Here is a 22,166-nt window from a genome sequence, read left to right as displayed (position 1 = left end):
GCGGTCTCGCCTTGCGAGGCGTCCGCCGCGGTCTCGTCTTCCGGGGCGTCTGCCGCGGTCTCGCCTTGCGGGGCGTCCGCCGCGGTCTCGCCTTGCGAGGCGTCCGCCGCGGTCTCGCCTTGCGAGGCTTGTGCAGCGCGCTCAGCCTGCGGAGCCTGCTCTTCGAGCTCCACCTGCTCGGCGAGCTCCTCGTTCTCCAGGTGTCCGGTGGCGGCGCCGGTCATGGCCGTGCCGAGCTCCTCCGGGGTGATGGTGGCCGGGTTGGCGTCCGCGACCAGCTTGCCGTTGTAGATCACCCGGAGGGTGTCGGACAGACCGATCAGCTCGTCCAGGTCCGCGGAGATCAGCAGTACGGCGAGTCCCTCGCGGCGGGCCTCGCGGATCTGGTCCCAGATCTGGGCCTGCGCGCCGACGTCCACACCACGGGTGGGGTGGGCGGCGATCAGGAAGCGCGGTTTGGCGCTCATCTCACGGCCGACGATCAGCTTCTGCTGGTTACCGCCGGAGAGGGAGGCCGCGGTGACGTCGATGCCGGGCGTGCGGACGTCGTACTCCTCGATGATCCGGCGAGTGTCGGCCTGGGCGCCCTTGATGTCGAGCCAGACGCCCCGGCTACCGCGAGTGTTGGGCTTCTCGGTGACGTGGCCGAGGATGCGGTTCTCCCACAGGGGTGCCTCCAGGAGCAGGCCGTGGCGGTGCCGGTCCTCGGGGATGTAGCCGATGCCCTGCTCACGGCGCCTGCGGGTGGCCCAGGAGGTGATCTCCTGCTCGGCCAGCGTGATGGTGCCGGAGTCGGCGCCCTTGAGGCCGATCAGCGCGTCGATCAGCTCGGTCTGGCCGTTGCCCTCGACACCGGCGAGGCCGAGGACCTCGCCCGCGTGGATGGTGAAGGTGATGTCGTCGAGGAGGGCCTTGCCGCCGGGGGCGACCAGGCGCAGGTCGGTGACGGTCAGGACCGGCCGGTCGGTGACCGTGGACTCCGCCGTCTCCGGGGTCGGCAGCTCGCTGCCCACCATCAGTTCGGCGAGCTGGCGCGAGGTGGTCTCGGAGGGGACGGCGGTGCCGACCGTGGTCCCGCGGCGGATGACCGTGATGTCGTCGGCGACGGAGAGGACCTCGCCCAGCTTGTGCGAGATGAAGATGACCGACAGGCCCTCGGCCTTGAGCTCACGCAGGTTGGCGAAGAGACCCTCGACCTCCTGCGGGACGAGGACCGCGGTGGGCTCGTCCAGGATCAGGATGCGGGCGCCGCGGTAGAGGACCTTGAGGATCTCCACGCGCTGCCGGTCGGCGACACCGAGCTCCTCGACCAGGACGTCGGGGCGCACCCCGAGGCCGTACCGCTTGGAGAGGTCAAGGATCTTGCGGCGGGCCCTGCCCCCGATGCCGTACAGCTTCTCGCTGCCCAGGACGACGTTCTCCAGGACGGTGAAGTTGTCGGCGAGCATGAAGTGCTGGTGGACCATGCCGATGCCGCGCGCGATGGCGTCGGCGGGCGAGGAGAAGGTGACCTGCTCGCCCTCGACGGCGATGGTGCCCTCGTCCGGCTTCTGCATGCCGTAGAGGATCTTCATCAACGTCGACTTGCCTGCGCCGTTCTCACCGACGAGGGCGTGGACCGTGCCCTTGCGGACGCTGAGGTGGATGTCGTGGTTGGCCACGACGCCGGGGAATCGCTTGGTGATCCCGGCGAGTTCGACTGCGGTCACCTGACCGTTGACCGCGCCGGCCGGAGGGCTGCTGGACGCGTTGATGGCGCATCTCCTGAGGGAAAGGGGGTCGTCTACGCGCGTAGCGCCCCTACGGCAACTTAAGGGGCGGCGCGCCGCGAGAACGGGATACGGAGAGCCAGACTCCCCGCATCCCGTTGAGCGGACGTAACCCCGCGGTTACTAAGTGGCCTCGGGGAAGAGCGGGTGCGTTCCCGCGTCGTTCGGTGCGTGCTCTCGGTGTGCCGGACGAAGGTCCTCGTAGCGGAGCTACTTGGGCCTTTGGCCGGTGCGGCGAGAGTGCGTGCCGGGCGGCGTGGGGGCGTGCCTGAACTTCCTCGAGGCCACTTGAACGGCTCCGGGGAAGAGCGGGCGGCCCGGAAAGAGCCTTCCTGAACTTCCCCGGAGCCGCTCGGCTGCTCCTGAAATCTTGCTCGTCAGCTGGTCTTGACCTTGATCTCGCCGCTGATGATCTTCTCCTTGGCTGCCGCTACGGCATCCTGGATAGCGGTGTCGTCCTTGAACGCCGGGTTGGAATCGGCGAGGCCGACCTCACCGGACTTCAGGTCGCCCCGAACGATACCGGTCTCCGGCTTACCGTCCTCTACCGACTTCGCAAGGTTGTAGACCGCCTTGGCGACGTCCTTGGTCGCGGACGTCAGGATGGAGGCCTTGTACTTGCTCAGCGCTTCCTGCTTGTACTGGTCGGAGTCGACACCGATCGCCCACACCTTGCTGGCGGAGGCGGCCTCGATGACACCCTGGCCGGACAGACCGGCCGCCGCGTAGACGACGTCGGCCTTCTTCTCGATCTGGCCCTCGGCGGCCGTCTTGCCCTTGTCGGGGCTGGAGAAGCCGCCCTCCTCGGCGGTCTGCGTCAGGTACTGCGACAGGACGGTGACCTTGGGGTTCGTGTCCTTGACGCCCTGCTCGAAGCCCGCACCGAACTTGTGGATCAGCGGTACGTCCACGCCGCCCACGAAGCCGACGGTGTTGGTCTTGGTGGCCTTGGCGGCGGCGACACCGGCGAGGTAGGAGGCCTCCTGCTCGGAGAAGACCAGGTCGGCGACGTTCGCCGTCTCGACCGTGGAGTCGTCGACGATGCCGAAGGTGGTGTCGGGGTACTTCGCCGCGGCTTCCTTGATGGCCGGCGCGTAGGCGTAGCCGATGCCGATCACCGGGTTGTAGCCCTGCTTGGCCAGCGAGACCAGGCGCTGCGTCTTGTCGGCGTCGGTCTCACCGTCGGTGGGCTCGACGTCGGCGGTCTTGTAGCCGAACTCCTTCTGCGCCTCCTCCAGGCCCGCGTACGCGGCGTCGTTGAAGGACTGGTCGCCCTTGCCGCCGACGTCGTAGGCGATGGCGAGACCCAGGTCGCCCTTGGACTCCGACGAGCCTGCGGAGGTCGAGGTGCCGCCACAGGCGGACAGAACGAGGGCGAGAGACGCGGTCGCAGCGCCTGCGAGCGCGATGCGGGGAACCCGGCGCATGAGTTGTGCTCCTGTCGTACAAGCGCCTGACGGAACGACTTCGGCGCTGGCTTCGCCGCAGATTAACGCGCGTAGACCAACTAGAAAACCCCTTCTGTCCACCTTGTTATGTGGCTGTGCCCGACGGCGCTCATTTGGTGGGTCGAGCCTTGCCGACCGCAAAGGCGCGGTGGCGGTGGGTGACCTGCGACGGACACGGCGGCGGGCGGGCACCTTCCGGCACCCGCCCGCCTGATGTGACTTTGTTCGCGTTCGCCCGTACAGGCGGGTCGCTACTCGGTCTTGACCTTGATCGTGCCGTCGATGATGCCCGCCTTGGCCTTGGCCACGGCGTCGGTGAGGCCGGAGATCTCCGCCATCTTCGGGTTGCTGTCGGCGAGGCCGACGCCGTCCACCTTCAGATCGAAGGTCTGCGTGCCGGTGAGCGGCTTGCCGTCCTTGACCGACTTGGCGAGCGAGTACACCGCGCCACCGACGTCCTTGAGCGCGGAGGTCAGGATGTAGTCCTTGTAGGGGGCGAGGGCTTCCTGGTTGTACTGGTCGGAGTCAACGCCGATCGCCCACTTCTTGTCCTTGGCGGCGGCCTCGATCACACCCTGCCCGGAGAGGCCGGCGGCCTGGTAGATGACGTCCGCGTTCTTCTCCAGCTGGCCCTCGGCGGCCGCCTTGCCCTTGTCGGGGCTGGAGAAGCCGCCCTCCTCGGCGGTCTGCGTCAGGTACTGCGACAGGACGGTCACCTTGGGGTTGGTGTCCTCGACGCCCTGCTTGTAGCCCGCCTCGAACTTGTGGATCAGGGGGATGTCCACGCCGCCGACGAAGCCGACGGTGTTGGTCTTGGTGGCCTTGGCGGCGGCGACTCCGGCGAGGTAGGAGGACTCCTGCTCGGCGAAGACGAGGGACGCCACGTTGGCACCCTCGACCTCCGAGTCCACGATGCCGAAGGTGGTGTCGGGGTACTTGCTCACGACGGCCGTCAACGCGGGGCCGTACGCGAACCCGATACCGATGACCGGGTTGTAGCCCTGCTTGGCCAGCGAGGCGAGCCGCTGCTCCTTGTCGGCGTCGGTCTCACCGTCGGTGGGCTCGATGTCGGCGGTCTTGTAGCCGTACTCCTTCTGCGCCTTCTGCAGGCCCGCGTACGCCGCGTCGTTGAAGGACTGGTCGCCCTTGCCGCCGATGTCGTAGGCGATGGCAAGACCCAGGTCGCCACTGCTCTCGCTACTGCTGCTGCCGCCTGCATCATTGCTGGTGCCGCCACAGGCCGTGGCCGCGAGTGCGAGCGACGCGACCCCCACCGCGACACGGGTCAGGCTGGATATCCGACGCATCTGAAGGTTCCCCATTCTCCAAAGCCCCGCAGTGGGTGCTGAGTTCGGCGCACATTAACGCGCGTAGACAGTTCAGGGAACGGTGTTTCGCCTGGCCGTTATCCATTCGTGCCGATGGCCGGTTACGTCCCTGTGAACTATGGGGTCGAAAGGCGCACTTGGGGACAGAACACCTGCCGTTCCGGTGACGATCCGTGTGCGGGTTGCGCGGCATGCGTGACTGGGCAAGCAGTTACGAGTCTCCGGAGCCCACGCTACGACGGAGGGGTGCGGGGCGCTACCGGAACGGGGGCGAGGGGCGCGACCCGGAGGTGAACGGGGGTCGCGCCCTTCCCTCACGCCCCGGTGTCGAGAAGGGGCTCCGTGTCGAGGAGAAACTCCGCGCCGAGCAGGGGCTCCCCGTCGAGGAGAGCCGCCGCGGTGAAGAGCTCCACGCCCACCGTGATCGCCGACTCGTCGGCGTCGAAGTCACCCTGGTGCAGGTCGCGGGGGGCGCGCTCGCCGGGCGTGCGCACCCCGAGCCGGGCCATCGCGCCGGGCACGTGCTCCAGGTACCAGGAGAAGTCCTCGCCACCCAGGCTCTGTTCGGTGTCCTCGATAGAGTGCACACCCCGCCGGGCGGTCATGGCGGCCCGCAGCAGGTCGGTGACGGCCGGGTCGTTGACGACGGGCGGAACACCACGGATGTAGTTGATCGCGGACTTCGCGCGGTAGAGGTTCGCGATCTCGTCGATCGCCGCGTGCACCAGGTCGGGCGCGGCCCGCCAGGCGGCCAGGTCCAGGCAGCGCACGGTCCCGGAGAGCTCGGCGTGGTTCGGGATCACATTGCAGGCGTGCCCGGATTCGATGCGCCCCCAGGTCACGGCGAGCCCGCTGCGCGCGTCGGTGCGGCGGGCGACCAGGGCGGGAACGTCGGTGGCGACGCGCGCGGCGGCGGTGACGAGGTCGGTGGTGAGGTGGGGGCGCGCGGTGTGGCCGCCGGCGCCGTCGAGTGCGACTTCGAGCCGGTCGCACGCGGAGGTGATGGCGCCGTGCCGCAACCCGATGCGCCCCGCGTCGACCCTGGGGTCGCAGTGCACGCCGATGATCCGCCCGACGCCTTCGAGGACGCCCGACTCGATCGCGTCGGGGGCGCCACCGGGCAGCACCTCCTCCGCGGGCTGGAAGATCAGCCGCACCGGACGCGGCAGCCGCCCCTCGCGGTGCAGCTCGGCGAGGACGAGACCGGCGCCGAGCACGACGGACGTGTGCACGTCGTGTCCGCAGGCGTGCGCACGGTCGGGCACGGTCGACCGGTAGGCGCACTCGGTCTTCGTGTCCGGGATGGGCAGCGCGTCGATGTCGGCACGCAGGGCGAGCATGGGGCCTGCGCCGTCCCGGCCACCGATGTCACAGACGAGTCCGGTACCGGTGTCGAGCACGCGCGGCTCCAGGCCCGCCAGCTCCAGGCGGGCCTTGAGTGCCGCGGTGGTGCGGAACTCCTGGTTGCCGAGCTCGGGGTGCATGTGCAAGTCGCGGCGGAACGCGACAAGTTCGGCGCGCAGTGCCTCGGGCAGCGCGCCGGGGAGCACGGCTTCCCCGGGGAGATCGGCCTCGGACTCTCGGGACGTCACTTGGTTCACCCTCTGAAGGGTAGGGCGATCGGGCGGCCAACTGACCCACGATCAACAAAAGTTCAACCTGTTAGGGGAAGAAAATCTGGCCGCACAACGCATAGGTATTGGTGAGGATGGGTAAACTCACCCGGCTTTCCGGGTGATCGGATCTTGAGCCGGCCCGTCGGGGACCACCCGGGGACTCCCCAGCGGAAACGCCCGAGGTACCCGAGCCCATTCCCGTACTCCTTCCCCACGGTCTCACAACCAGCCCCGTGATCCCGGAACCGTCACCGCCCCGGGTCGGCTCCGGCACACACCGTGACTGTCGATCAGCTCGGCCGGCTCACCGTGCCGCAGCGGACCGTCGCTCAGCGAGAACAGCGTGACCACGGCACGCACCTGCGCGTCGGCGGTTTCAAGAGCATGCCCCCTGCCGCCGTCCTCGCGATCGTGGCCGCCGTGCTGATCGGCTTGCGGGCCGCCGCCCTCTGATCTGGGCCTGCTCAAGACCCGCCGTCGGCCGTCCGCCGGTCGAGGAACACGAGGGCCGCCACGACCGCGGCCAGCAGCGTGAGCGCGAGCAGCGCGGGCACGACGGCGACCGCGGGGCCCGCGCAGAGGAGGAGCAGCCCTCCGGCGATGAGAGCCACGAAGGCCCGCCCGGTGGTCCGGAGCAGGATGGCTGCGGCGGCGAGGACGAAGAGGCCGACGCCGGCGGTGAGCGCCCACGCCACTACGCCGTGGAGCGGCTCGGACAGGTCGTGGTGATGGGTGTCGGCGACCTGTTGGAGGGTCTTCTTCATGCCGAGGGCGGTGAGGACCACTCCGGCTACGAGGGGCAGGTGGAGGAAGGTGTAGACGTCGCGGGCGAAGCGGGTGCGGTCGTCGCCCTCCAGGCCCGCCAGGCGGTGCTCGGCGGGCTCACTGATCCGGCGGAAGTACAGGCGCCACAGCCCGGCGACGACCAGCAGGCCCGCGGGGGCCGCGAGGAGCACCGGGGCGTTCACCGGCAGTCCGGACACTCCGACGCCGATGGCGACGATCGACTCGCCCAGGGCGATGATGACGATCAGTCCATGGCGTTCGGAGAAGTGCCCGGGCGAGGCCACCCGCCAGCCCGACGATCCGGTGACATAGATGCCGAGGTAGTCGATCAGTACGGCGCCCAGCCAGATCAGGATCTGGGTGATCCCGGTGAAGGTGCTGCCCACCAGGAGCAGCACGAACGGCGGTGCCACCGAGAGCAGGGCGGTCCGGCGGAGGGTGGCGTGCAGGGCCTGGTCCTCGCGGTCGGAGAGCCAGTACGTGACGAGGTGCAGGATGCGGACCGTGCCGTAGCAGAGCACGAACACGAGGGGTGCGGGCAGGCCGCCCGGTGCGTCGGCGTAGACCTCGGGCACGGTGAGCGAGACGACGAGTACGACCGCCATCACGGCGATGAGCACTCCGAACACCGGCCCGGAGTCGGCCCTCACGACATTGCCCAGCCAGGCGAAGCAGCACCAGCACCACCACAGCAGCGCGAGCACCACGGCCCCGCCGAGCAGCCGCAGTGCCGTCGGATCCGCCGCCATCAGCGCGGTGACCTGAGTGATCGCGTACACGAACACCAGGTCGAAGAAGAGCTCCGCCGGTGTCACCCGGTGGTCGTCCCCCGTGGCCGCCATCCGCGACCGCTCACTCCGAGTCGCCACGACTCCCCCTCCCCTGCCCGGCCGTCCCGCCACAATGACAGGAACGGAAACGATAAGACAGGACGGAGCGGCACGCGGCACCGGGTCAGACCGGCGTCACCGTCACCGGCGTCACCGTCACCGCCGACAACCGGGTCACGTCCCTCGCCGTCCCCGTCACCCCCGACAGGAACCCCTCCGCCCGGGGCGACGCGCTCTTGGTGAGCCACGCCGGGTCGATGTCGCACACCGCGACCCGCACCTCGGTGCCGACCAGCGCCAGCGGCAGGGTGTGCACGACCGTCGACGGAAAGCTGAGGATCGTGGAGCCGATGGGGCCCCGGCGGGCGATCAGTTCGAGGGGGAGGTCCGGGCGGACGATCTCCAGCCCGATCTCCGTGGCCAGCCGGTGCAGCTTCTCGGTGCTCTCACGGCGGTGCGCGAAGTACCGGGTCGCGCCGTGGGCCTTGGCGAGGGTGCGGACCGCTTCCAGATAGTGCTCCGGGTCGACGACGCCGGTTTCGACGAGGGACGTGCCGACCATGTCCGCGCCCTTGGTGATGCGGGGCGGGCCGAAGCGGGCGCGGGTCCAGGAGAAGTCGTTCGAGGTGAGGCGGACGCCCTCCGGGGCCGAGTCGATCGGCATCGAGGAGAAGACCTCCACCGAGCGTCTCGCGGAGGGGGTGAGGCGGCGGCGCGCCGAGGAGGAGACCGGCGCGAAGAGCAGGTCGCGCGGGCCGGGGCGGCCACCGCGCCGGTGCCAGCGCACCAGGCGTTCACCGCGGGCCAGTTGGGCGACGAACTCCATCGTCGCCGTGCCGTCGTCCACGACCACCAGGTCGCGGGCCCTGGTGATGGTCAGCAGGAGTTGTACGTAGCGGGAGAACGGGTCTCCCATGACGATGCGGTGCGCCCTGCGCAACAGCGGGGCGAGGCCGCCGATCGTCTGGAAGGGGGCCGCGGTGCCGCTGCGCGCCTCCTCCCAGCGGACCTCGTAGCCCTCGTCGCGGGCCAGGTCCGCCATGCGGCGCAACTGGCCGCGGGTCATGGGGTCGTTGGGCGAGAGGACGACAAGGGTGAGCCCCGCGCCGGGCGGACCGGCGGCCTCCCCGGCCGGCGCCCCGCCGGGCGCCGGAGCACCGTCCTGCGCGGGCCGGAGGGCATGGGCGTGCGCCCACTCCAGCACGTTCAGGAGCTGTACCGGACTCTCGACGAAGGCGAGAGTGGGGGGGCCGGAAAAACCGGCGCGGGGGCTCATCGACGTACGACCGTCCCGTCCTAAGGGGTTCAGACCGAGACCGGCTCACCGGCGGCGTCGGCGATCTCCGCCTCCGCCACGACGCCCGTGACGCGGCGCAGCTTCTTCATCGGGCCGAGCTCCGACTCGTAGACCTTCTTGACGCCGTCACCGAGGGAGGCCTCGATGGTGCGGATGTCGCGGACAAGGCGGACGAGGCCCTGCGGCTCGACGGAGGCGGCCTGGTCGGAGCCCCATGTTGCGCGGTCCAGGGTGATGTGACGCTCGACGAAGGTAGCGCCGAGGGCGACCGCCGCGAGGGTGGTCTGCAGGCCCGTCTCGTGACCGGAGTAGCCGATCGGGACGTTCGGGAACTCGGCCTGGAGGGTGTTGATGACGCGGAGGTTGAGCTCCTCGGCCTTCGCGGGGTACGTCGACGTGGCGTGGCAGAGCAGGATGTTGTCCGAGCCGAGGACCTCGACCGCGTGACGGATCTGCTTCGGGGTGGACATGCCGGTGGAGAGGATGACCGTACGACCGGTGGCGCGCAGCGAGCGCAGCAGCTCGTCGTCCGTGAGGGAGGCGGAAGCGACCTTGTGGGCCGGTACGTCGAACTTCTCCAGGAAGGCGACGGCCTCGGTGTCCCACGGGGAGGCGAACCAGTCGATGTTCTTGCTCTTGGCGTACTCGTCGATCTTGCGGTAGTCGTCCTCGCCGAACTCCACCCGGTGGCGGTAGTCGATGTAGGTCATGCGGCCCCAGGGGGTGTCACGCTCGATGTCCCACTGGTCGCGCGGGGTGCAGATCTCCGGGGTGCGCTTCTGGAACTTGACGGCGTCGCAGCCGGCCTCGGCGGCGGCGTCGATCAGCTTGAACGCGTTCTCCAGCTCGCCGTTGTGGTTGATGCCGATCTCGCCGACGACGTAGACCGGGTGGCCGGGGCCGGCGGTCTTCGAACCGAAGCTGCGCAGACGGGAGTTACTCATGGGGGTGTGGTTCCTTACTTGTCGAGGGAGTCGAGAGAAGGGCCGAGGATCCAGCTGGCGATCTCTCGGATCGCGCCGTCGCCGCCGGGGACGGTGGTGACCGCGCGTGCGGCGGCGCGCACGACGTCGTGGGCGCTCGCGACCGCCACCGGCCAGCCCACCAGGGCGAAGCACGGGAGGTCGTTGACGTCGTTGCCGACGTAGAGCACGCGCTCGGGCGCGATGCCCTGTTCCTCGCACCACTGCTTCAGTGCGAGATCTTTCCGGTCGATGCCGTGGAGCACCGGAATCTGTAGTTTCCGGGCCCGGGCGGCGACGACCGGGTTCTGTTCCGTGGACAGGATCAGCATCGAGAGGCCGCTCTTGCGGAGGGCCGCGATGCCGAGGCCGTCGCCGCGGTGCACGGAGACGACCTCCCGTCCGTCGGAGTCGATCAGCACCCTGTCGTCGGTCTGGGTGCCGTCGAAGTCGAGGACGACCGCGTCGATGTCGGAGGCGGTCGGGAGTGTGCCGGGGCGGTTGGCGTCGAAGAGGGGCGCCAAGGCCCGCGCGCGGGCGAGGTCGTGCGGGTCGTCGATCTCCAGCACCCGCGCGGGGTCGGTGCGCACGAGCTCCGTACGCCCGAAGAAGCGGTGCTGGTGCTCGCGGAAGCCGGTCGCGTCCATCGCGTATGCGGCACCGGTCTCCAGGAGGTCCTGGGGTCGGTCCTGGCGGCGCGGACGGAAGGCCTTGTCATGGTTGACGCCGTAACCGCCGCCTGTGACCGTTTTGTTGGCAACGGTCACCGATGATCCGTCCACCGAAGCGGTGGCCGTGGTGGACGAGGCCTCGATGGCCGTGGCCTCGTCGTCGGCGTCGCGCCAGATGAAGCCGTGGAAGGCGGCCACGGTCACCGCGGTGTCGGCGCCGTTCTCCACGACGGCGGCCGAGACCCCGTCGATGTCCTCGCGGATGATGAACGGGCTGGTGGCCTGGACGAGCAGGACCACGTCGACCGGCGAGCCGTGCAGGGCCTCGTGGGCGTCCATGGCGTGCAGGACGGCGGCCTCGGAGGTCGCGGTGTCACCGGCGATGGCGGCGGGGCGCAGGACCACTTCGGCGCCGGCCTGGCGGGCTGCTGCGGCGATCGCCTGGTCGTCGGTGGAGACCACGACGTCCGTGACGAGGCGCGCGGCGCGGCACTCGCGCACGGCGCGGGCCACCAGCGGCACCCCTCCGACCGGGAGGAGGTTCTTCGCGGGGACGCCCTTGGAGCCGCCGCGCGCGGGAATCACCGCGAGTACGCGGCGCACCGGCGCCTTCTGACCCGCTTGACCGGCTTCCGAGTTGGACATTCGCTGTTCTCCTTGACGAGGGACGCGTGGGACGGGGGCGCTCACAGCTCGCCCATCCGCCGGATGACCGGCGCCACGCGCTGGACACCGTGGCGGTAGGCGCCACGGGCGGCTCGGCGGACTATCTGCCGTACGGGACTGGGTTCACGGTCCGCCGCGGGGGCGCCGGGCAGCGGGGTGCCGTCCGGGCCGAGGTGGTGGCGAGCGAGGATACCGGGGAGGTACCCGGGCGCGGTGACGGGCGTGTAGTAGGGGGCGAGGGGCGGGAGTGCGGCTGCTTCCAGCAGCTCACTGATGCGGAACCGGGCGACGTCGAAGGCCGTCTCGTACGACCCATCGGCGGCGACGCCCTGCCGGGACACCCAGGCCGCGTTGGGCGAGGGCTGGTATCCGTCGTCGAGCTGGTCCCAGGATGCCAGGCATCCCGATCCCACGAAATGATGGTTTCCGAGCGACTCGCGCACCCCGAGGTCGCTGAGGACGACGGTGGGGATACGGCGGTGCAGGGACTCCAGGGCGGCCGTGGAGCTGATGGTGATGAGCAGGTCGGTGCGGTCGAGGACCTCGCCCATGTGCCCGTAGACGAGGCGGAAGTTGGCCGGCGGATCCAGCTTCTGGACCAGCTTCTGGTAGGGCAACTCCTCGATGTGTGTGGTGTGTTCACCCGGCTTGGAGCGCAGCTTGAGCAGCACCTCGCGGTCCGGGTGCAGCTTCGCGTGCCGGATCAGCCGGTCGAGCAGGTAGGTACGGTCCTTGCGGCTGTCCGGTACGGAGGGCTGGGCGGCGAAGACGACCGTGTACGGGTCGTTCCCCTTGCGGTAGGGGGCTCCGCCGAGGAAGGGCAGCGCAACCTCCGTGACCGCCGAGGCGTCGGCACCTACTCCCTCGTACACACCTCGGAAACGGTCCGCGTCCTGGCGGGAGTTGGCCAGGACAAGGTCCGCACCGTGCCGCAGCAGCAGTCCGTCGGCGAGCTTCTCGTATACGACACCCACGTAGCCGGTGACGATCACGGGCCGCTCGGCGCGCCCCTCCCAGATCCGCCGCAGCCCGTGCAGCATGGCCTGGACGGCCCCGCCGACCAGCGCGAGGACGACGACGTCGTACGACTCCTGCTCCATGCAGCGCAGGAACTCTACGGCCGTGACCTCCCTGATGGAATCGGCGCGGACACCCACCTCCGCCAGCTGGCGCGGCGTGGGCGTGGCCCGGCCGCGCAGCAGGAATCCGCTCAGGGAGGCACCGACTTGCGCGTCGGCGCGCGATCCGGCTTCCATGGACGGGCCAGGGGCAATGCGGTCCGCGGTCAGCGCACCCCATTTCCAGCGGGTGTCGGAGTCCGCGAGTACCGCGATCCGCGGGGGCTTCGTTGTACTCGTTGTACTTGGTGGCACGCCCAACACGCTAGGAACCATTTCTTAGATTTGACCCAATCGAATCTCAACAAGAAGTTAACAGCACACTCCCAAAAGCCCAACTAGCCCCTCGAGGACCAGGAAGTACACGCAATGCCCCCTCCCGACACGTCGAGTTCACCTTCCGTACCCCTTACGGAAAGCTCCTCGGCCGAGCCCTCCCCCGCGCCCGTCGGCATGCCGAAGCTCTCTGTCGTCGTGCCGTTCTACAACGTGCAGCAGTACGCCCCGGAAACCCTCCGGAGTCTGCACCTGAACGCCCGGACCGACTTCGAGTTCGTGCTTGTGGACGATCACTCGAAGGACGAGACGCCGGCGATCCTCGAACGGGCGGTCGGCGAACTCTCGAAGGTCGCCCAGGTGCGCCATATCCGCCACAAGACGAACGGGGGGCTCGCCACCGCGCGCAACACCGGCCTCGACGCGGCGAACGGCGAGTACCTGACCTTCCTTGACGGCGACGACTGGCTCGCACCGGGCTACCTCACCGAACTCGTCTCGGCCATCGAGGGGTTTGGCTGCGACTTCATCCGCACCGACCATGTGCAGGCCACGGCCCGCGCCCGTAGCGTGCACCGGGTCCCGCACGGGCGACGCCAAGAGGTGCTGAATCCGCGCGAGGCGATTCTGCCCGCCGACCGGTCGACCTCGGTGGACTACGCCTACGCCTGGGCCGGCGCCTACCACCGCAGGCTGCTCGACCGGGGTCTGCTGCACTTCACCGACGGGCTGCGCACCGCCGAGGACCGGCCGTGGATCTGGAAGCTGCACCGCGAGGCGGAGTCGTTCGCCGTGGTGAGCCTGCTGGGCATCTTCTACCGGCGGGGAGTCGCCTCCTCGCTCACTCAGATCGGTGACGTCCGTCAACTCGACTTCATCCGCGCCTTCGATCAGGTCATCGAGGACACCGCCGCGGACCCGGAGGCCGATCGGCTGCTGCCCAAGGCCGTGCGGACGTACTGCGCGATCATCGCCCACCACCTGTCGGAGATCAACAAGTTCGAGCCGGCCGTCGCCAGGCAGCTGCGGTCGATGAGTGCGGCGGCAATAAAGCGGATGCCTCAGGACATGCTCGGCGAGGTCCTCGACACCATGGATCTGAGTCGTTCCTCGAAGCTGCGGCGGTTGCGACGCCGGATCACCACTGCGAAGGCGGCTGCCTGATGCCCCGCAAGACCCAGATCTTCTGCGCCTCGACGCTGTACGGCGCCGCCACTCTGGTCGCCGCGATCGAGTCCGACCAGTTCGCCGTGGCGGACCGCCGTCTGCTCCTGGTGTTCAACAACTCGGCAACACCGGAAACCACTCCCGCAGTTGACGAGATGCCGGGGTTCGCTTCGCTGAGCGATCACTTCGACGCCGTAATTTCATGGAATGAAGCGATCCGTCCGTTTCACCCCGGAGCCTGGTCACCGCGCAACGACGACATCCCGCTACTGGAGCGGTATCTACGGCTGTTGTGGGATCTCGGCAACGATCAAGTGGAGTTGGCCTTGGAATCCATCCAGGTCAACCCCGCGCTTACGCTAGCACAGTTGTTCACCGATGCACCCGTCGATGTCTACGCCGACGGGCTCATGAGCTACGGCCCCACCCGCAACAAGCTCGACCCGCTGGTTGGTACACGCGTGCGGCGGTTGCTGCACCTGGACCTGGTACCCGGGCTGACGCCGCTGCTGCTGACCGAGTTCGACGTGCCCGCGCAGGTCGTACCGACCGCCGCGTTCCAGAAGGTCATGAGCAGGCTCGCCGACGCCCTGCCGGAGCTGCCCGCCCTGCCCGACCATGCGGCGCTCCTGCTCGGCCAGTATCTGTCCGCGCTGTCCATCATCTCCCCGGAGGAGGAGGAGGACCTGCATGTGCGGATGATGCGAGGGGCGGTGGACCGCGGGCACCGTGCCATCGTCTTCAAGCCGCACCCGACCGCGCCGGCCCGCTACAGCCGCGCTCTGGAGGCCGAGGCCGGCAAGCTGGGCGTCGAACTCACCGTCCTGGACACGCCCGTGCTGGCCGAGGTGCTGTTCGAGAAGGCCCGGCCGGGCCTGGTGATCGGCTGCTTCTCCACCGCGCTGTTCACGGCGTCGGCCTTCTACGACCTGCCGGTCGCCAGCGTCGGGACCGAGTTGATGCTGGAACGCCTGACGCCCTACCAGAACAGCAACCGTGTGCCGGTCGCGCTGGCCGACGCGCTGCTGCCGCACCTGGACGACAGGAAGGGGATCACCGCCATCCCCGCCGACGAACTGGACGGCCTGGTCACCACGCTCGGGTTCACCATGCAGCCCCAGGTCAATCCGCGTCTGCGCCCGGCGACGGAGCGCTATCTCTCCCAGCACTTCGGGCCGCGCACCCAGCGCTACTTCAGGCGCCGCAGGCTCACCTCGCTCGGGCTTCCTGGCGGCTTCCCGGAGCGGCTGGCCTTCGTGCCCCGCAACCCCACCGCGCGTCGAGTGGTGCGACAGGCGCGCGCGCTGCGCAAGGCGGTACGCCGCTGAGCGCGGGCGCCGCGCAAGGCGGTACGCCGCTGAGCGCGGGCGCCGCGCAACAGCGCATGGAGGGCGGGCGGCGGACCGGCTGGTGGTCCGCCCGCCCTCGGTACGCCGCCCCGCGGGCCGCCGGTGAGCCGCCGGGTGGGTTCAGCCCGCCAGGATGACGCGCAGGTCCGCGGCGTTCGCCTGGGTGATCGTCCACAGTTCCCGCTGAAGACCGTGCACGTCGGCGACGGTCTTCGGGTGGTCGTCCAGCAGATCGCGGGAGCGTTCCACGAGCAGCTCGGCGAGGTCGCGGTCGTGCACCGAGACGCCCCACTCGGGCCGGCCGATGTCACGCAGGAAGTACGTCATCTTCGGGTGCGAGATGAGGCTGATGATGGGCGTACCGCAGCCGAACGGGATCATGCCGGCGTGTCCCCGCATGCCGATGACCAGCTTGGTGCGGGCGTACACGGCACGGATCTCGTCGTTCTCGAAGTCGTACATCGGGATGACGGGCAACGACACGCCGTGCTCGCGGCGCAGGTCGAAGGCGAGCCTCTCGTCGTCGAGGGAGTGCGCGACGCACTTGACCTCGGCGAGCTTCCCGAGCTCGGGGACGGCCTTGGCCAGCTGGGCGAGGAAGTAGCCGTAGTCGTGGCCGAAGCGCAGTCCGGCACGGTCGTAGGCGCCGTTGAGGAGGATGGTGTCCTCGCGCTCGGCCGGGTCCTGCCAGTCCGCGACGAGCCGGCGGGTGACCGTGGTCGGACAGGGCTGGAAGCGCACCTTGTCGTGCAGATGGTCCGGCAGCATCGCGCGGACCTTTTCGATCGAGCCGTGGTTGCGCAGCCCGAAGAAGGAGGACCGCTCGACGAGCCGGCTCAGCGAGGACCGGAACCTCTCCGCCCGGTAGGACTGGCCGTCGAAGGCGTTGAATCCGACCGCGTAGACCGCTATCGGTACGTCGATGCGGCTCAGCAGCTCGTCGGGAACGTTCCACTGCCAGGCGCTGCTGCCGTTGGGCATGGTGTCCGGGATGAACAGGCCGCCGCCCCCGATGACCAGCCCCCTGCGGGCGTTGACGCGCTCCAGGGCCGCCTCGTCGAAGAGACGGTGGGCGTGCACGGGGTGCCAGCGGCGGGCGGTGGTCTCAGGACCGAACGCGAGCCGGACACTCTCCGGGAGCAGCTTGTCACCGGCGTTGCCCTGGCGGTCCATGTAGAAGGCCACGTGGGCGAGCTGGTCCCCGGCGCTGCCCGCCTGTTGGACGGGGACACCGATCGCGCGCCGGTGCCAGGTGCGGCTGGCCTTGTGCATGGGTTCCATGTCGAGCCCTGACAGGGCGTACTTCTGCGCCTGGGCGTCGTCGCCGTGCACCCAGGCGATCTGCGCGAGCCGTGAGAGTGCGGTCGCCGCCCGGTTGGGGGCGGCGGCGGCGAGGAGCAGCTGGGCGCGGGCCTCCGCGTAGCGGGAGAGGCTCATCAGGGCCTGTCCGTAGACCTCGTGGGGCCAGGCCTCGTCGACCGGGATGTGCACGCGCTCCATGATGTCGACGGCGCTCTGGTAGTCACCGGCGCCTATGTGGGCGAGAGCGACCCGGCGGGCGGTGCCGACGTCGCGGGTGCGCTCGACGTGCGGGGTGCCGTAGTGGACGAGCAGGTCGTGGTGGTGGGGGCCGGGCGACCCGAGGTAGGCGGCGTGCAGTTCGGCGTCGGTGATGTCGAACTCGGCCCACCGTTCCCGCGCCCGGCCGTGTCCGGTCGCACCGCCCTGCCAGGGTTTGTCCCGGCCCGTGAAGTGCACTACCGCGGTGTCCTGCGGGAGCGGAAGGTCGCCGGAGAGGCTGCCCTCGACGAGGCCGTACCTCGGGTCGAGGCCGACGAGGTCGCCGTCGAAGAGAGCGCTGATGACGCCCGGTCCGTGCCTGTCGAGTTCGTACGTGCCGCTGCGGCCGATCTCGTCCATCGTGGCGCAGACCTCGTCGGTGAGGTACTCCTTCTGGATGACGAGCGGACCGCCGTCGAACACCCGGACCTTGTCGTCGTCAAGGGGCCGCGGGACGGCTGCGAGACCGTGGCGCAGGGCGAGGAGTTCGGTGACCGGGCCGAGGACCATCATGCCGGTGTCCAGGGCGATCACCGTGTCGTAGTCGCGGACGCGGAACACGTCGAGGGGGAGGTACGCCTTGCGGACCAGGTTGTTGTCCTGGTCACCCTTGGCGTACGCGTCGTAGCTGTCGGCGTCCACACGGCGGAGGACCACGCGCGGGTGCAGCTCGCGCATGGCGGCGACGGAGGCCTGGCTCAGCTCCTCGTGGAGGACGATGAAGTCCTCGCAGACGCCTGGGTTCGACAGAGCCAGCGAGCGCAGCAGGACGAGGAAACCGGGCAGGTTGTCCTCGTCGACGAAGCTCGCGAAGGCGATGCGCCGCTTGCCGGTCAGGGCGCGGGCGGAGCCGTGGTCGGCTGCGGGAGCCGCCGGGGCCGATATCGGGCTGGTGGTCATCTCAGGGAATTCCTCACGCCGGAGACGCTGTGGGCCGCTCCATGGCCCGCGCCTTCTCGCTGCCGACTCATGGCTGCCGATTCATGCAGGATACGTAACCACCGGGCCGGACGGAGAAGCCCGGGGAACCGTGAGCAGGCAACCCGACACCGAGGTGGACTCCCGGGATGCTGAAGGGAAACAACAGCCTCACCGAACATGGGCGCATGACAAGGCCCGCCTCGGACAGCCCGCCCGTGGTCATCGCAGGGATATCCGCGTGCCGGTCGCACTCCGAGCCCGCCCCAGGACCCATTCCTTCTCGTCGGCGAACGCGAAACCGGGCGTGAGGTCCGGCTTCAAGGCTCCCGCGGCCTGGCTCGCACCGCTCTCGTAGTAGTCGGAGCCGATCAGGTCGAGGGTCGGACTGACATCCAGGAAATCCAGCAGCCACAGCACGTTGAAGCCGCTGGTCGGGGCGGACGACAAGCGGTCCGCACCGATCTTGCCGACGTTCCGTACGGGCCAGCGCAACGACTCGTCGCCGACACACTGCTGCGCTCCGGGCACCAGACGGTTGCGCAGCGAGTACTTCCAGTCGTTCGAGTTGCCCCCGAGAACGATGCGTGTCATCACCGGCTTGTCCCAGTTGAGGCCGTGTTTGTGTCCGGTGGCGTGGATGTCGGTGCGGATGCCGGTGTGCTCGGCGTCGATCCGGTACGAGTCGGCGCGCACCACCAGGTCGTACGCGTCGATCTCGGAGCCCATCGAACTGCCACCCAACCGGCCTGAGTTGGAGATCAGACAGACGGATTTGCCGGCGATCTGGTTGCGGAACTCCCCCAGGCTCAGCCACCGCACGCCGCCGAAGGTGGGATCGGCGAGCGGTCCGCGCATCCGGAGCCGGCGCTGCTCGGCATAGAGCGCGAACTCCTTGGTGAGCAACGGGAGTGCCGCAGGGTCGTCGTCGGCCGTACCGGTGCGCAGGTCCATGTACTGACTGAGCAGATCCTGCCGGTCGCCCGCCGTGGCGCCCCCGGCCGCCAGCGCGAGCAGCGCCCCGACCAGCAGCGGCTCCGCGCGGGGCCGGTCTCCGGCGGCGTGCAGGGCGAGTCCCTCGGCCCACAGCTCGGTGGCGGGGCGGCGGCCTCCGGCGAACTCCTGGGCGCGCGGGACCTGGCCCTTGAGCAGGTCCAGCAGTTCCCGTTCCCGCCCCGTCACGGTTCGCAGCACGCCGATACGGGGGCCGAGGCCGAATTTGTCGCTGTCGGTGAGCCAGAGGTACTGCTCGTACGCCTCAAGCGCCTCGACATCGCGGTCGAGGGCATCGAGGGTCTGGGCGCGCAGCCGCCAGCCGGCGCGTGATTTCCTGCGCTCGGCCAGGACGGCGTCGCTGACCACCAGGGCAAGCTTCAGCTCCTCCTCGTCACCGCACTCCAGCGCCTTTTCGGCGACGGCCAGCAGCGCGTCGAGCAGTGCGTCGTCGATCTCGGCCGGGGGCGCCTCGGCACCCTTGACGGCGCGCTTGAGCAGGGCGATGGCGCCGCGCGCCGGGGCCGGTGCGCGGACGGTGCGCACAGCGGGGGACACGCCCCCTGCGGCGAGCAGGCTTCCCAGCCGCTCGGCGAGTTCGGTGCGTCGGCGGTCGAGGTCGCCGACGAGCTTCCCGCTGTGGACCGCGCAGGCACGCAGGCAGTCGTCGAGTTCTTTCCTGCGCGCACGTGCCCAGCTGTTCCGGACCCTCGTCATGACACTCCTTAGTTCGGTGCCCGGCAAATGCCCTCTTCGCCGCTGCTTACCGGCCGTTGGCACGATCTTGCGCACATTTACCTGTCCAGAGGCAATGATGAGAAAATCCAGAAATCCAACATGGCTTCCAGGTGAACTCATCTGATCCGGAGGGTAAATCGCCGGTCTGTCAACCAAGCCTTGTCCCTGAGTCGGACTAGCGTGCTGGCAAACCCGCCCGCAGACACGCCCGCCGAGGGGATTTTGTGACCACCATGACCGCCCTGACGGTGCCCGACGCACCGCGGCCGCCGGAGCGGACGAGGAGTCGGGAGACCCGGTTGCGGGCCCTGGACGGACTGCGACTCGTCGCCGCCCTGATGGTGGCGGCGTACCACTACGGCGGTCGGGGTGGTGAAGTCACCAAAGCCTGGGGCGGCTCGGCGGAGCGACAATTCCCCACCCTTCACGAGTATTTCGCGTACGGCTGTCTCGGCGTCCAGGTCTTCTTCGTGATCAGTGGTTTCGTGATCTGCATGAGCGGCTGGGGGCGGCCTTTCACATCGTTCTTCGCGTCCCGCGCCTCGCGGCTGCTGCCGGCCTACTGGGCGGCGGTCATCCTGGTCACGGCGGTGTTCGCGCTGCCGGTTGTCGCCCACCACACGGTGTCGCCGAGCGACACACTCGTCAACATGACGATGCTCCAGCAGCCCCTTGGCGTGAACCGGGTGCTGGGAGTCTGCTGGACCCTGTGGGCGGAGGTCCGGTTCTACGCGCTCTTCGCACTGTTCGTGGTGCTGCCCGGGGCCACCAGGCAGCGGGTGATCCTGTTCTGCGCGGGCTGGACTCTGGCGTACGCGATCGCGCAGGGCGCGCAGATGCCCCTGCTTGAGATCGTGCTGATGCCCGAGTACGCGCCGTTCTTCATCGGCGGTGTGGGCCTCTACCTCGTCCACCGCGACCGGTACGACATCTACGCCTGGGGCATCGTGATCGTCAGTTTCCTGATCGGGCAGCACTACGCAGTGCGCTCGCTGTGGAACCCGGCGGACCCGAACACCTTCGCCCACCGCACCGCTTTCGGCATCGTGCTCGTCGTCGCCTTCGGCTTCGTGGCCGTCGCGGCGATCGCGCTCGGCTGGCTGAACCGGGCGGACTGGCGCTGGTTGACGGTCGCCGGGGCCCTGACGTACCCGTTCTACCTGGTCCACGAGCACCTGGGCTGGGTGGCCATCAAGGCCTACCACCAGACCCTGCGCATCTCCTCGTACGGGACCTTCCTGCTCACGGTCGCCACGATGCTGCTGCTGGCCTGGCTGATCCACCGGTTCGTGGAGAAGCCGTTGACGCCGTGGCTGCGCTCGGTGCTGGCCGAGTCGCGGCCCCTGACACCACCGTTGGGCGAAAAAACCCGACAAAGCACAGATTGACGTCACATCCACCTTGTGGTGAGTTTGGATTTCTCTCCGTGGGCAGGCGGGAAAAACAGTGGTCGCCCGCCCCCTAGGCTTCGCACAGATTCCTGGGACTGCCGCACAAGGGAGTGCTTCTCTCCTCATGACTGCCACACAAGCCGCCATCCGCCCGCCCCACCGTCTCGACGACGTTCCGGGCTGGTTCCCCGTTCTCGACCAGGTGCTCTTCGACTGGTGCCTGGACCGGCAGGAGTCGGCGGGGCTACGGGGCGACCTGCTCGAAGTCGGTGTGTACATGGGCAAGAGCGCGATCTTCCTGGGCCGCCACCGCCAGGAGGGCGAGCGGTACACGGTCTGCGACCTCTTCGAGGGAGACGCCCCGGACAACGCCAATCAGGCGGAGTCGACGAAGTCGTACGCGGCGCTCACCCGGCGGGCCTTCGAGGAGAACTACCTCTCCTTCCACGACGAACTGCCCCGCGTCCTACAGGGCCCCAGCTCGCTGGTGCCGGCCGAGGTCCGGCCCCGCTCCTGCCGGTTCGTCCACATCGACGCCTCGCACCTGTACGAGCACGTGTACGGCGACATCGAGGCGGCCCGCGACGCGCTGCTGCCCGGCGGCATCGTCGTGCTGGACGACTTCCGCTCGGAGCACACGCCCGGCGTCGCCCTGGCCGCCTGGGAGGCCGTCCTCAGCAGGGGTCTGCACCCGGTCTGCCTGAGCGCCCAGAAGCTGTACGGGACCTGGGACGATCCCGAGTCCGTCCAGGAGGAGCTGCTGGCCATGGCCCGGGAGCGGGATGACTGCCACCTCAGCGTTCAGCAGGCGGCCGGGCAGCGCATCATCCGCCTCAAGTCCAAGGGCATGCGGGCCCCGGCCTTCCCGCCGTCCCGGCACCACACCGAGAGCCCCGAACCCGTCGCCGCCGAGATCCCGGCGAATCCGGAACCCGTGACGACCGGCCCGGCCGCCGCCTCGCAGGCCCAGCAGGCCCAGCAGACCCAGCAGACCCCTCAGGCCCAGCAGACTCGCCAGACCCCTCAGGTCCAGCAGACTCGCCAGACCCCTCAGGTCCAGCAGACTCGCCAGATCCCTCAGGCCCGGCAGCCCCGCCAGGCCTCGCAGGGTCGCCGTACGCCTGCCCTGGGCCGCAGTGGCACCCGCGCCGCCCGCGCCCTCGCCCTGGACCTGCTGCCACCGATCGTCACCCGGGCTATCCGCCGGGCCCGCGCCGCCAGGCGGTCGGCGGGGAGCTGAGCGGCTTTCCACACCGCCGGACGGTCGGCCCGGCGCTGAGCGG

The 22,166-nt window shown here is 69.4% G+C and carries 15 protein-coding genes and 1 pseudogene; 5 read left to right on the top strand and 11 right to left on the bottom strand.

What is annotated here, in order from left to right; translation table 11 throughout:
* Positions 1-176 precede the first annotated feature (176 nt).
* The 4 genes and pseudogenes from ACFWP7_RS11760 to ACFWP7_RS11745 all read right to left on the bottom strand — a co-directional run.
* Positions 177-1,709 (bottom strand): annotated as a pseudogene (locus ACFWP7_RS11760) (ABC transporter ATP-binding protein); the annotation flags it as partial.
* Positions 1,710-2,146: 437 nt separating this feature from the next.
* A complete protein-coding gene (locus ACFWP7_RS11755; protein ID WP_384379841.1) occupies positions 2,147-3,196 on the bottom strand; it encodes a BMP family protein in 1,050 nt (349 codons plus the stop codon).
* Between the two features lie 272 nt (positions 3,197-3,468).
* A complete protein-coding gene (locus ACFWP7_RS11750; protein ID WP_384379838.1) occupies positions 3,469-4,524 on the bottom strand; it encodes a BMP family protein in 1,056 nt (351 codons plus the stop codon).
* Between the two features lie 335 nt (positions 4,525-4,859).
* The gene (locus ACFWP7_RS11745) at positions 4,860-6,146 is read right to left on the bottom strand and encodes an amidohydrolase (protein WP_384379835.1); all 1,287 of its coding nucleotides are present in this window, start codon (positions 6,144-6,146) and stop codon (positions 4,860-4,862) included.
* Positions 6,147-6,440: 294 nt separating this feature from the next.
* Here ACFWP7_RS11745 and ACFWP7_RS11740 point away from each other — a divergent pair, with 294 nt between their 5' ends.
* Positions 6,441-6,614 carry a hypothetical protein gene (locus ACFWP7_RS11740; protein ID WP_384379832.1) on the top strand — a complete coding sequence of 58 codons (174 nt, stop codon included), beginning with the start codon at positions 6,441-6,443 and terminating at the stop codon, positions 6,612-6,614.
* 11 nt (positions 6,615-6,625) lie between these two features.
* Here the strand turns inward: ACFWP7_RS11740 and ACFWP7_RS11735 are convergent, their stop codons facing one another.
* The 5 genes from ACFWP7_RS11735 to ACFWP7_RS11715 all read right to left on the bottom strand — a co-directional run bounded on the left by ACFWP7_RS11735 (position 6,626) and on the right by ACFWP7_RS11715 (position 12,767).
* Positions 6,626-7,816 carry a low temperature requirement protein A gene (locus ACFWP7_RS11735; protein WP_384379829.1) on the bottom strand — a complete coding sequence of 397 codons (1,191 nt, stop codon included), beginning with the start codon at positions 7,814-7,816 and terminating at the stop codon, positions 6,626-6,628.
* A gap of 85 nt (positions 7,817-7,901) precedes the next feature.
* Positions 7,902-9,053 (bottom strand): hypothetical protein, encoded by a 1,152-nt coding sequence (locus tag ACFWP7_RS11730; RefSeq protein WP_384379826.1) that lies wholly within the window; start codon positions 9,051-9,053, stop codon positions 7,902-7,904.
* Positions 9,054-9,082: 29 nt separating this feature from the next.
* Positions 9,083-10,018 (bottom strand): N-acetylneuraminate synthase family protein, encoded by a 936-nt coding sequence (locus tag ACFWP7_RS11725; protein ID WP_384379823.1) that lies wholly within the window; start codon positions 10,016-10,018, stop codon positions 9,083-9,085.
* Between the two features lie 14 nt (positions 10,019-10,032).
* Entirely contained in the window at positions 10,033-11,352 is a 1,320-nt protein-coding gene (locus ACFWP7_RS11720) for a cytidylyltransferase domain-containing protein (RefSeq protein WP_384379820.1), read from the bottom strand.
* 41 nt (positions 11,353-11,393) lie between these two features.
* A complete protein-coding gene (locus ACFWP7_RS11715; RefSeq protein ID WP_384379817.1) occupies positions 11,394-12,767 on the bottom strand; it encodes a DUF6716 putative glycosyltransferase in 1,374 nt (457 codons plus the stop codon).
* Positions 12,768-12,944: 177 nt separating this feature from the next.
* Here ACFWP7_RS11715 and ACFWP7_RS11710 point away from each other — a divergent pair, with 177 nt between their 5' ends.
* Both ACFWP7_RS11710 and ACFWP7_RS11705 read left to right on the top strand, forming a co-directional pair.
* Entirely contained in the window at positions 12,945-13,931 is a 987-nt protein-coding gene (locus ACFWP7_RS11710; RefSeq protein WP_384379813.1) for a glycosyltransferase family 2 protein, read from the top strand.
* A complete protein-coding gene (locus tag ACFWP7_RS11705) occupies positions 13,931-15,262 on the top strand; it encodes an alpha-2,8-polysialyltransferase family protein (RefSeq protein ID WP_384379810.1) in 1,332 nt (443 codons plus the stop codon). The genes ACFWP7_RS11710 and ACFWP7_RS11705 overlap by 1 nt, the downstream gene beginning before the upstream one ends.
* A 141-nt stretch (positions 15,263-15,403) precedes the next feature.
* Here ACFWP7_RS11705 and ACFWP7_RS11700 read toward each other — a convergent pair whose 3' ends face one another.
* Positions 15,404-17,743: a polysaccharide pyruvyl transferase family protein gene (locus ACFWP7_RS11700; RefSeq protein ID WP_384379807.1), complete on the bottom strand. Its 2,340-nt coding sequence runs from the start codon at positions 17,741-17,743 to the stop codon at positions 15,404-15,406.
* A 240-nt stretch (positions 17,744-17,983) separates the two neighbouring features.
* Entirely contained in the window at positions 17,984-19,471 is a 1,488-nt protein-coding gene (locus tag ACFWP7_RS11695) for a glycosyltransferase family 29 protein (protein WP_384379804.1), read from the bottom strand.
* Positions 19,472-19,725: 254 nt separating this feature from the next.
* Here ACFWP7_RS11695 and ACFWP7_RS11690 point away from each other — a divergent pair, with 254 nt between their 5' ends.
* Entirely contained in the window at positions 19,726-20,880 is a 1,155-nt protein-coding gene (locus ACFWP7_RS11690) for an acyltransferase family protein (protein WP_384379880.1), read from the top strand.
* Positions 20,881-21,007: 127 nt separating this feature from the next.
* Positions 21,008-22,123 (top strand): class I SAM-dependent methyltransferase, encoded by a 1,116-nt coding sequence (locus ACFWP7_RS11685; RefSeq protein ID WP_384379801.1) that lies wholly within the window; start codon positions 21,008-21,010, stop codon positions 22,121-22,123.
* The last annotated feature ends 43 nt before the right edge of the window (positions 22,124-22,166 follow it).

This window comes from Streptomyces sp. NPDC058470 (genome assembly GCF_042721055.1).
In the GTDB taxonomy this organism is placed as follows: domain Bacteria; phylum Actinomycetota; class Actinomycetes; order Streptomycetales; family Streptomycetaceae; genus Streptomyces.
Note: the sequence above shows the minus strand (reverse complement) of the source record. Positions and strands in the feature narration are given on the sequence as shown.

Excerpts from the sequence above, each read along its gene's own strand:
- ACFWP7_RS11690 (WP_384379880.1), top strand. The coding sequence starts at position 19,726 with ATGACCGCCCTGACGGTGCCCGACGCACCGCGGCCGCCGGAGCGGACG.
- ACFWP7_RS11710 (WP_384379813.1), top strand. The coding sequence starts at position 12,945 with ATGCCGAAGCTCTCTGTCGTCGTGCCGTTCTACAACGTGCAGCAGTAC.
- ACFWP7_RS11695 (WP_384379804.1), bottom strand. The coding sequence starts at position 19,471 with ATGACGAGGGTCCGGAACAGCTGGGCACGTGCGCGCAGGAAAGAACTC.
- ACFWP7_RS11730 (WP_384379826.1), bottom strand. The coding sequence starts at position 9,053 with ATGAGCCCCCGCGCCGGTTTTTCCGGCCCCCCCACTCTCGCCTTCGTC.
- ACFWP7_RS11705 (WP_384379810.1), top strand. The coding sequence starts at position 13,931 with ATGCCCCGCAAGACCCAGATCTTCTGCGCCTCGACGCTGTACGGCGCC.
- ACFWP7_RS11685 (WP_384379801.1), top strand. The coding sequence starts at position 21,008 with ATGACTGCCACACAAGCCGCCATCCGCCCGCCCCACCGTCTCGACGAC.
- ACFWP7_RS11700 (WP_384379807.1), bottom strand. The coding sequence starts at position 17,743 with ATGACCACCAGCCCGATATCGGCCCCGGCGGCTCCCGCAGCCGACCAC.
- ACFWP7_RS11725 (WP_384379823.1), bottom strand. The coding sequence starts at position 10,018 with ATGAGTAACTCCCGTCTGCGCAGCTTCGGTTCGAAGACCGCCGGCCCC.
- ACFWP7_RS11750 (WP_384379838.1), bottom strand. The coding sequence starts at position 4,524 with ATGCGTCGGATATCCAGCCTGACCCGTGTCGCGGTGGGGGTCGCGTCG.
- ACFWP7_RS11715 (WP_384379817.1), bottom strand. The coding sequence starts at position 12,767 with ATGGTTCCTAGCGTGTTGGGCGTGCCACCAAGTACAACGAGTACAACG.
- ACFWP7_RS11720 (WP_384379820.1), bottom strand. The coding sequence starts at position 11,352 with ATGTCCAACTCGGAAGCCGGTCAAGCGGGTCAGAAGGCGCCGGTGCGC.
- ACFWP7_RS11755 (WP_384379841.1), bottom strand. The coding sequence starts at position 3,196 with ATGCGCCGGGTTCCCCGCATCGCGCTCGCAGGCGCTGCGACCGCGTCT.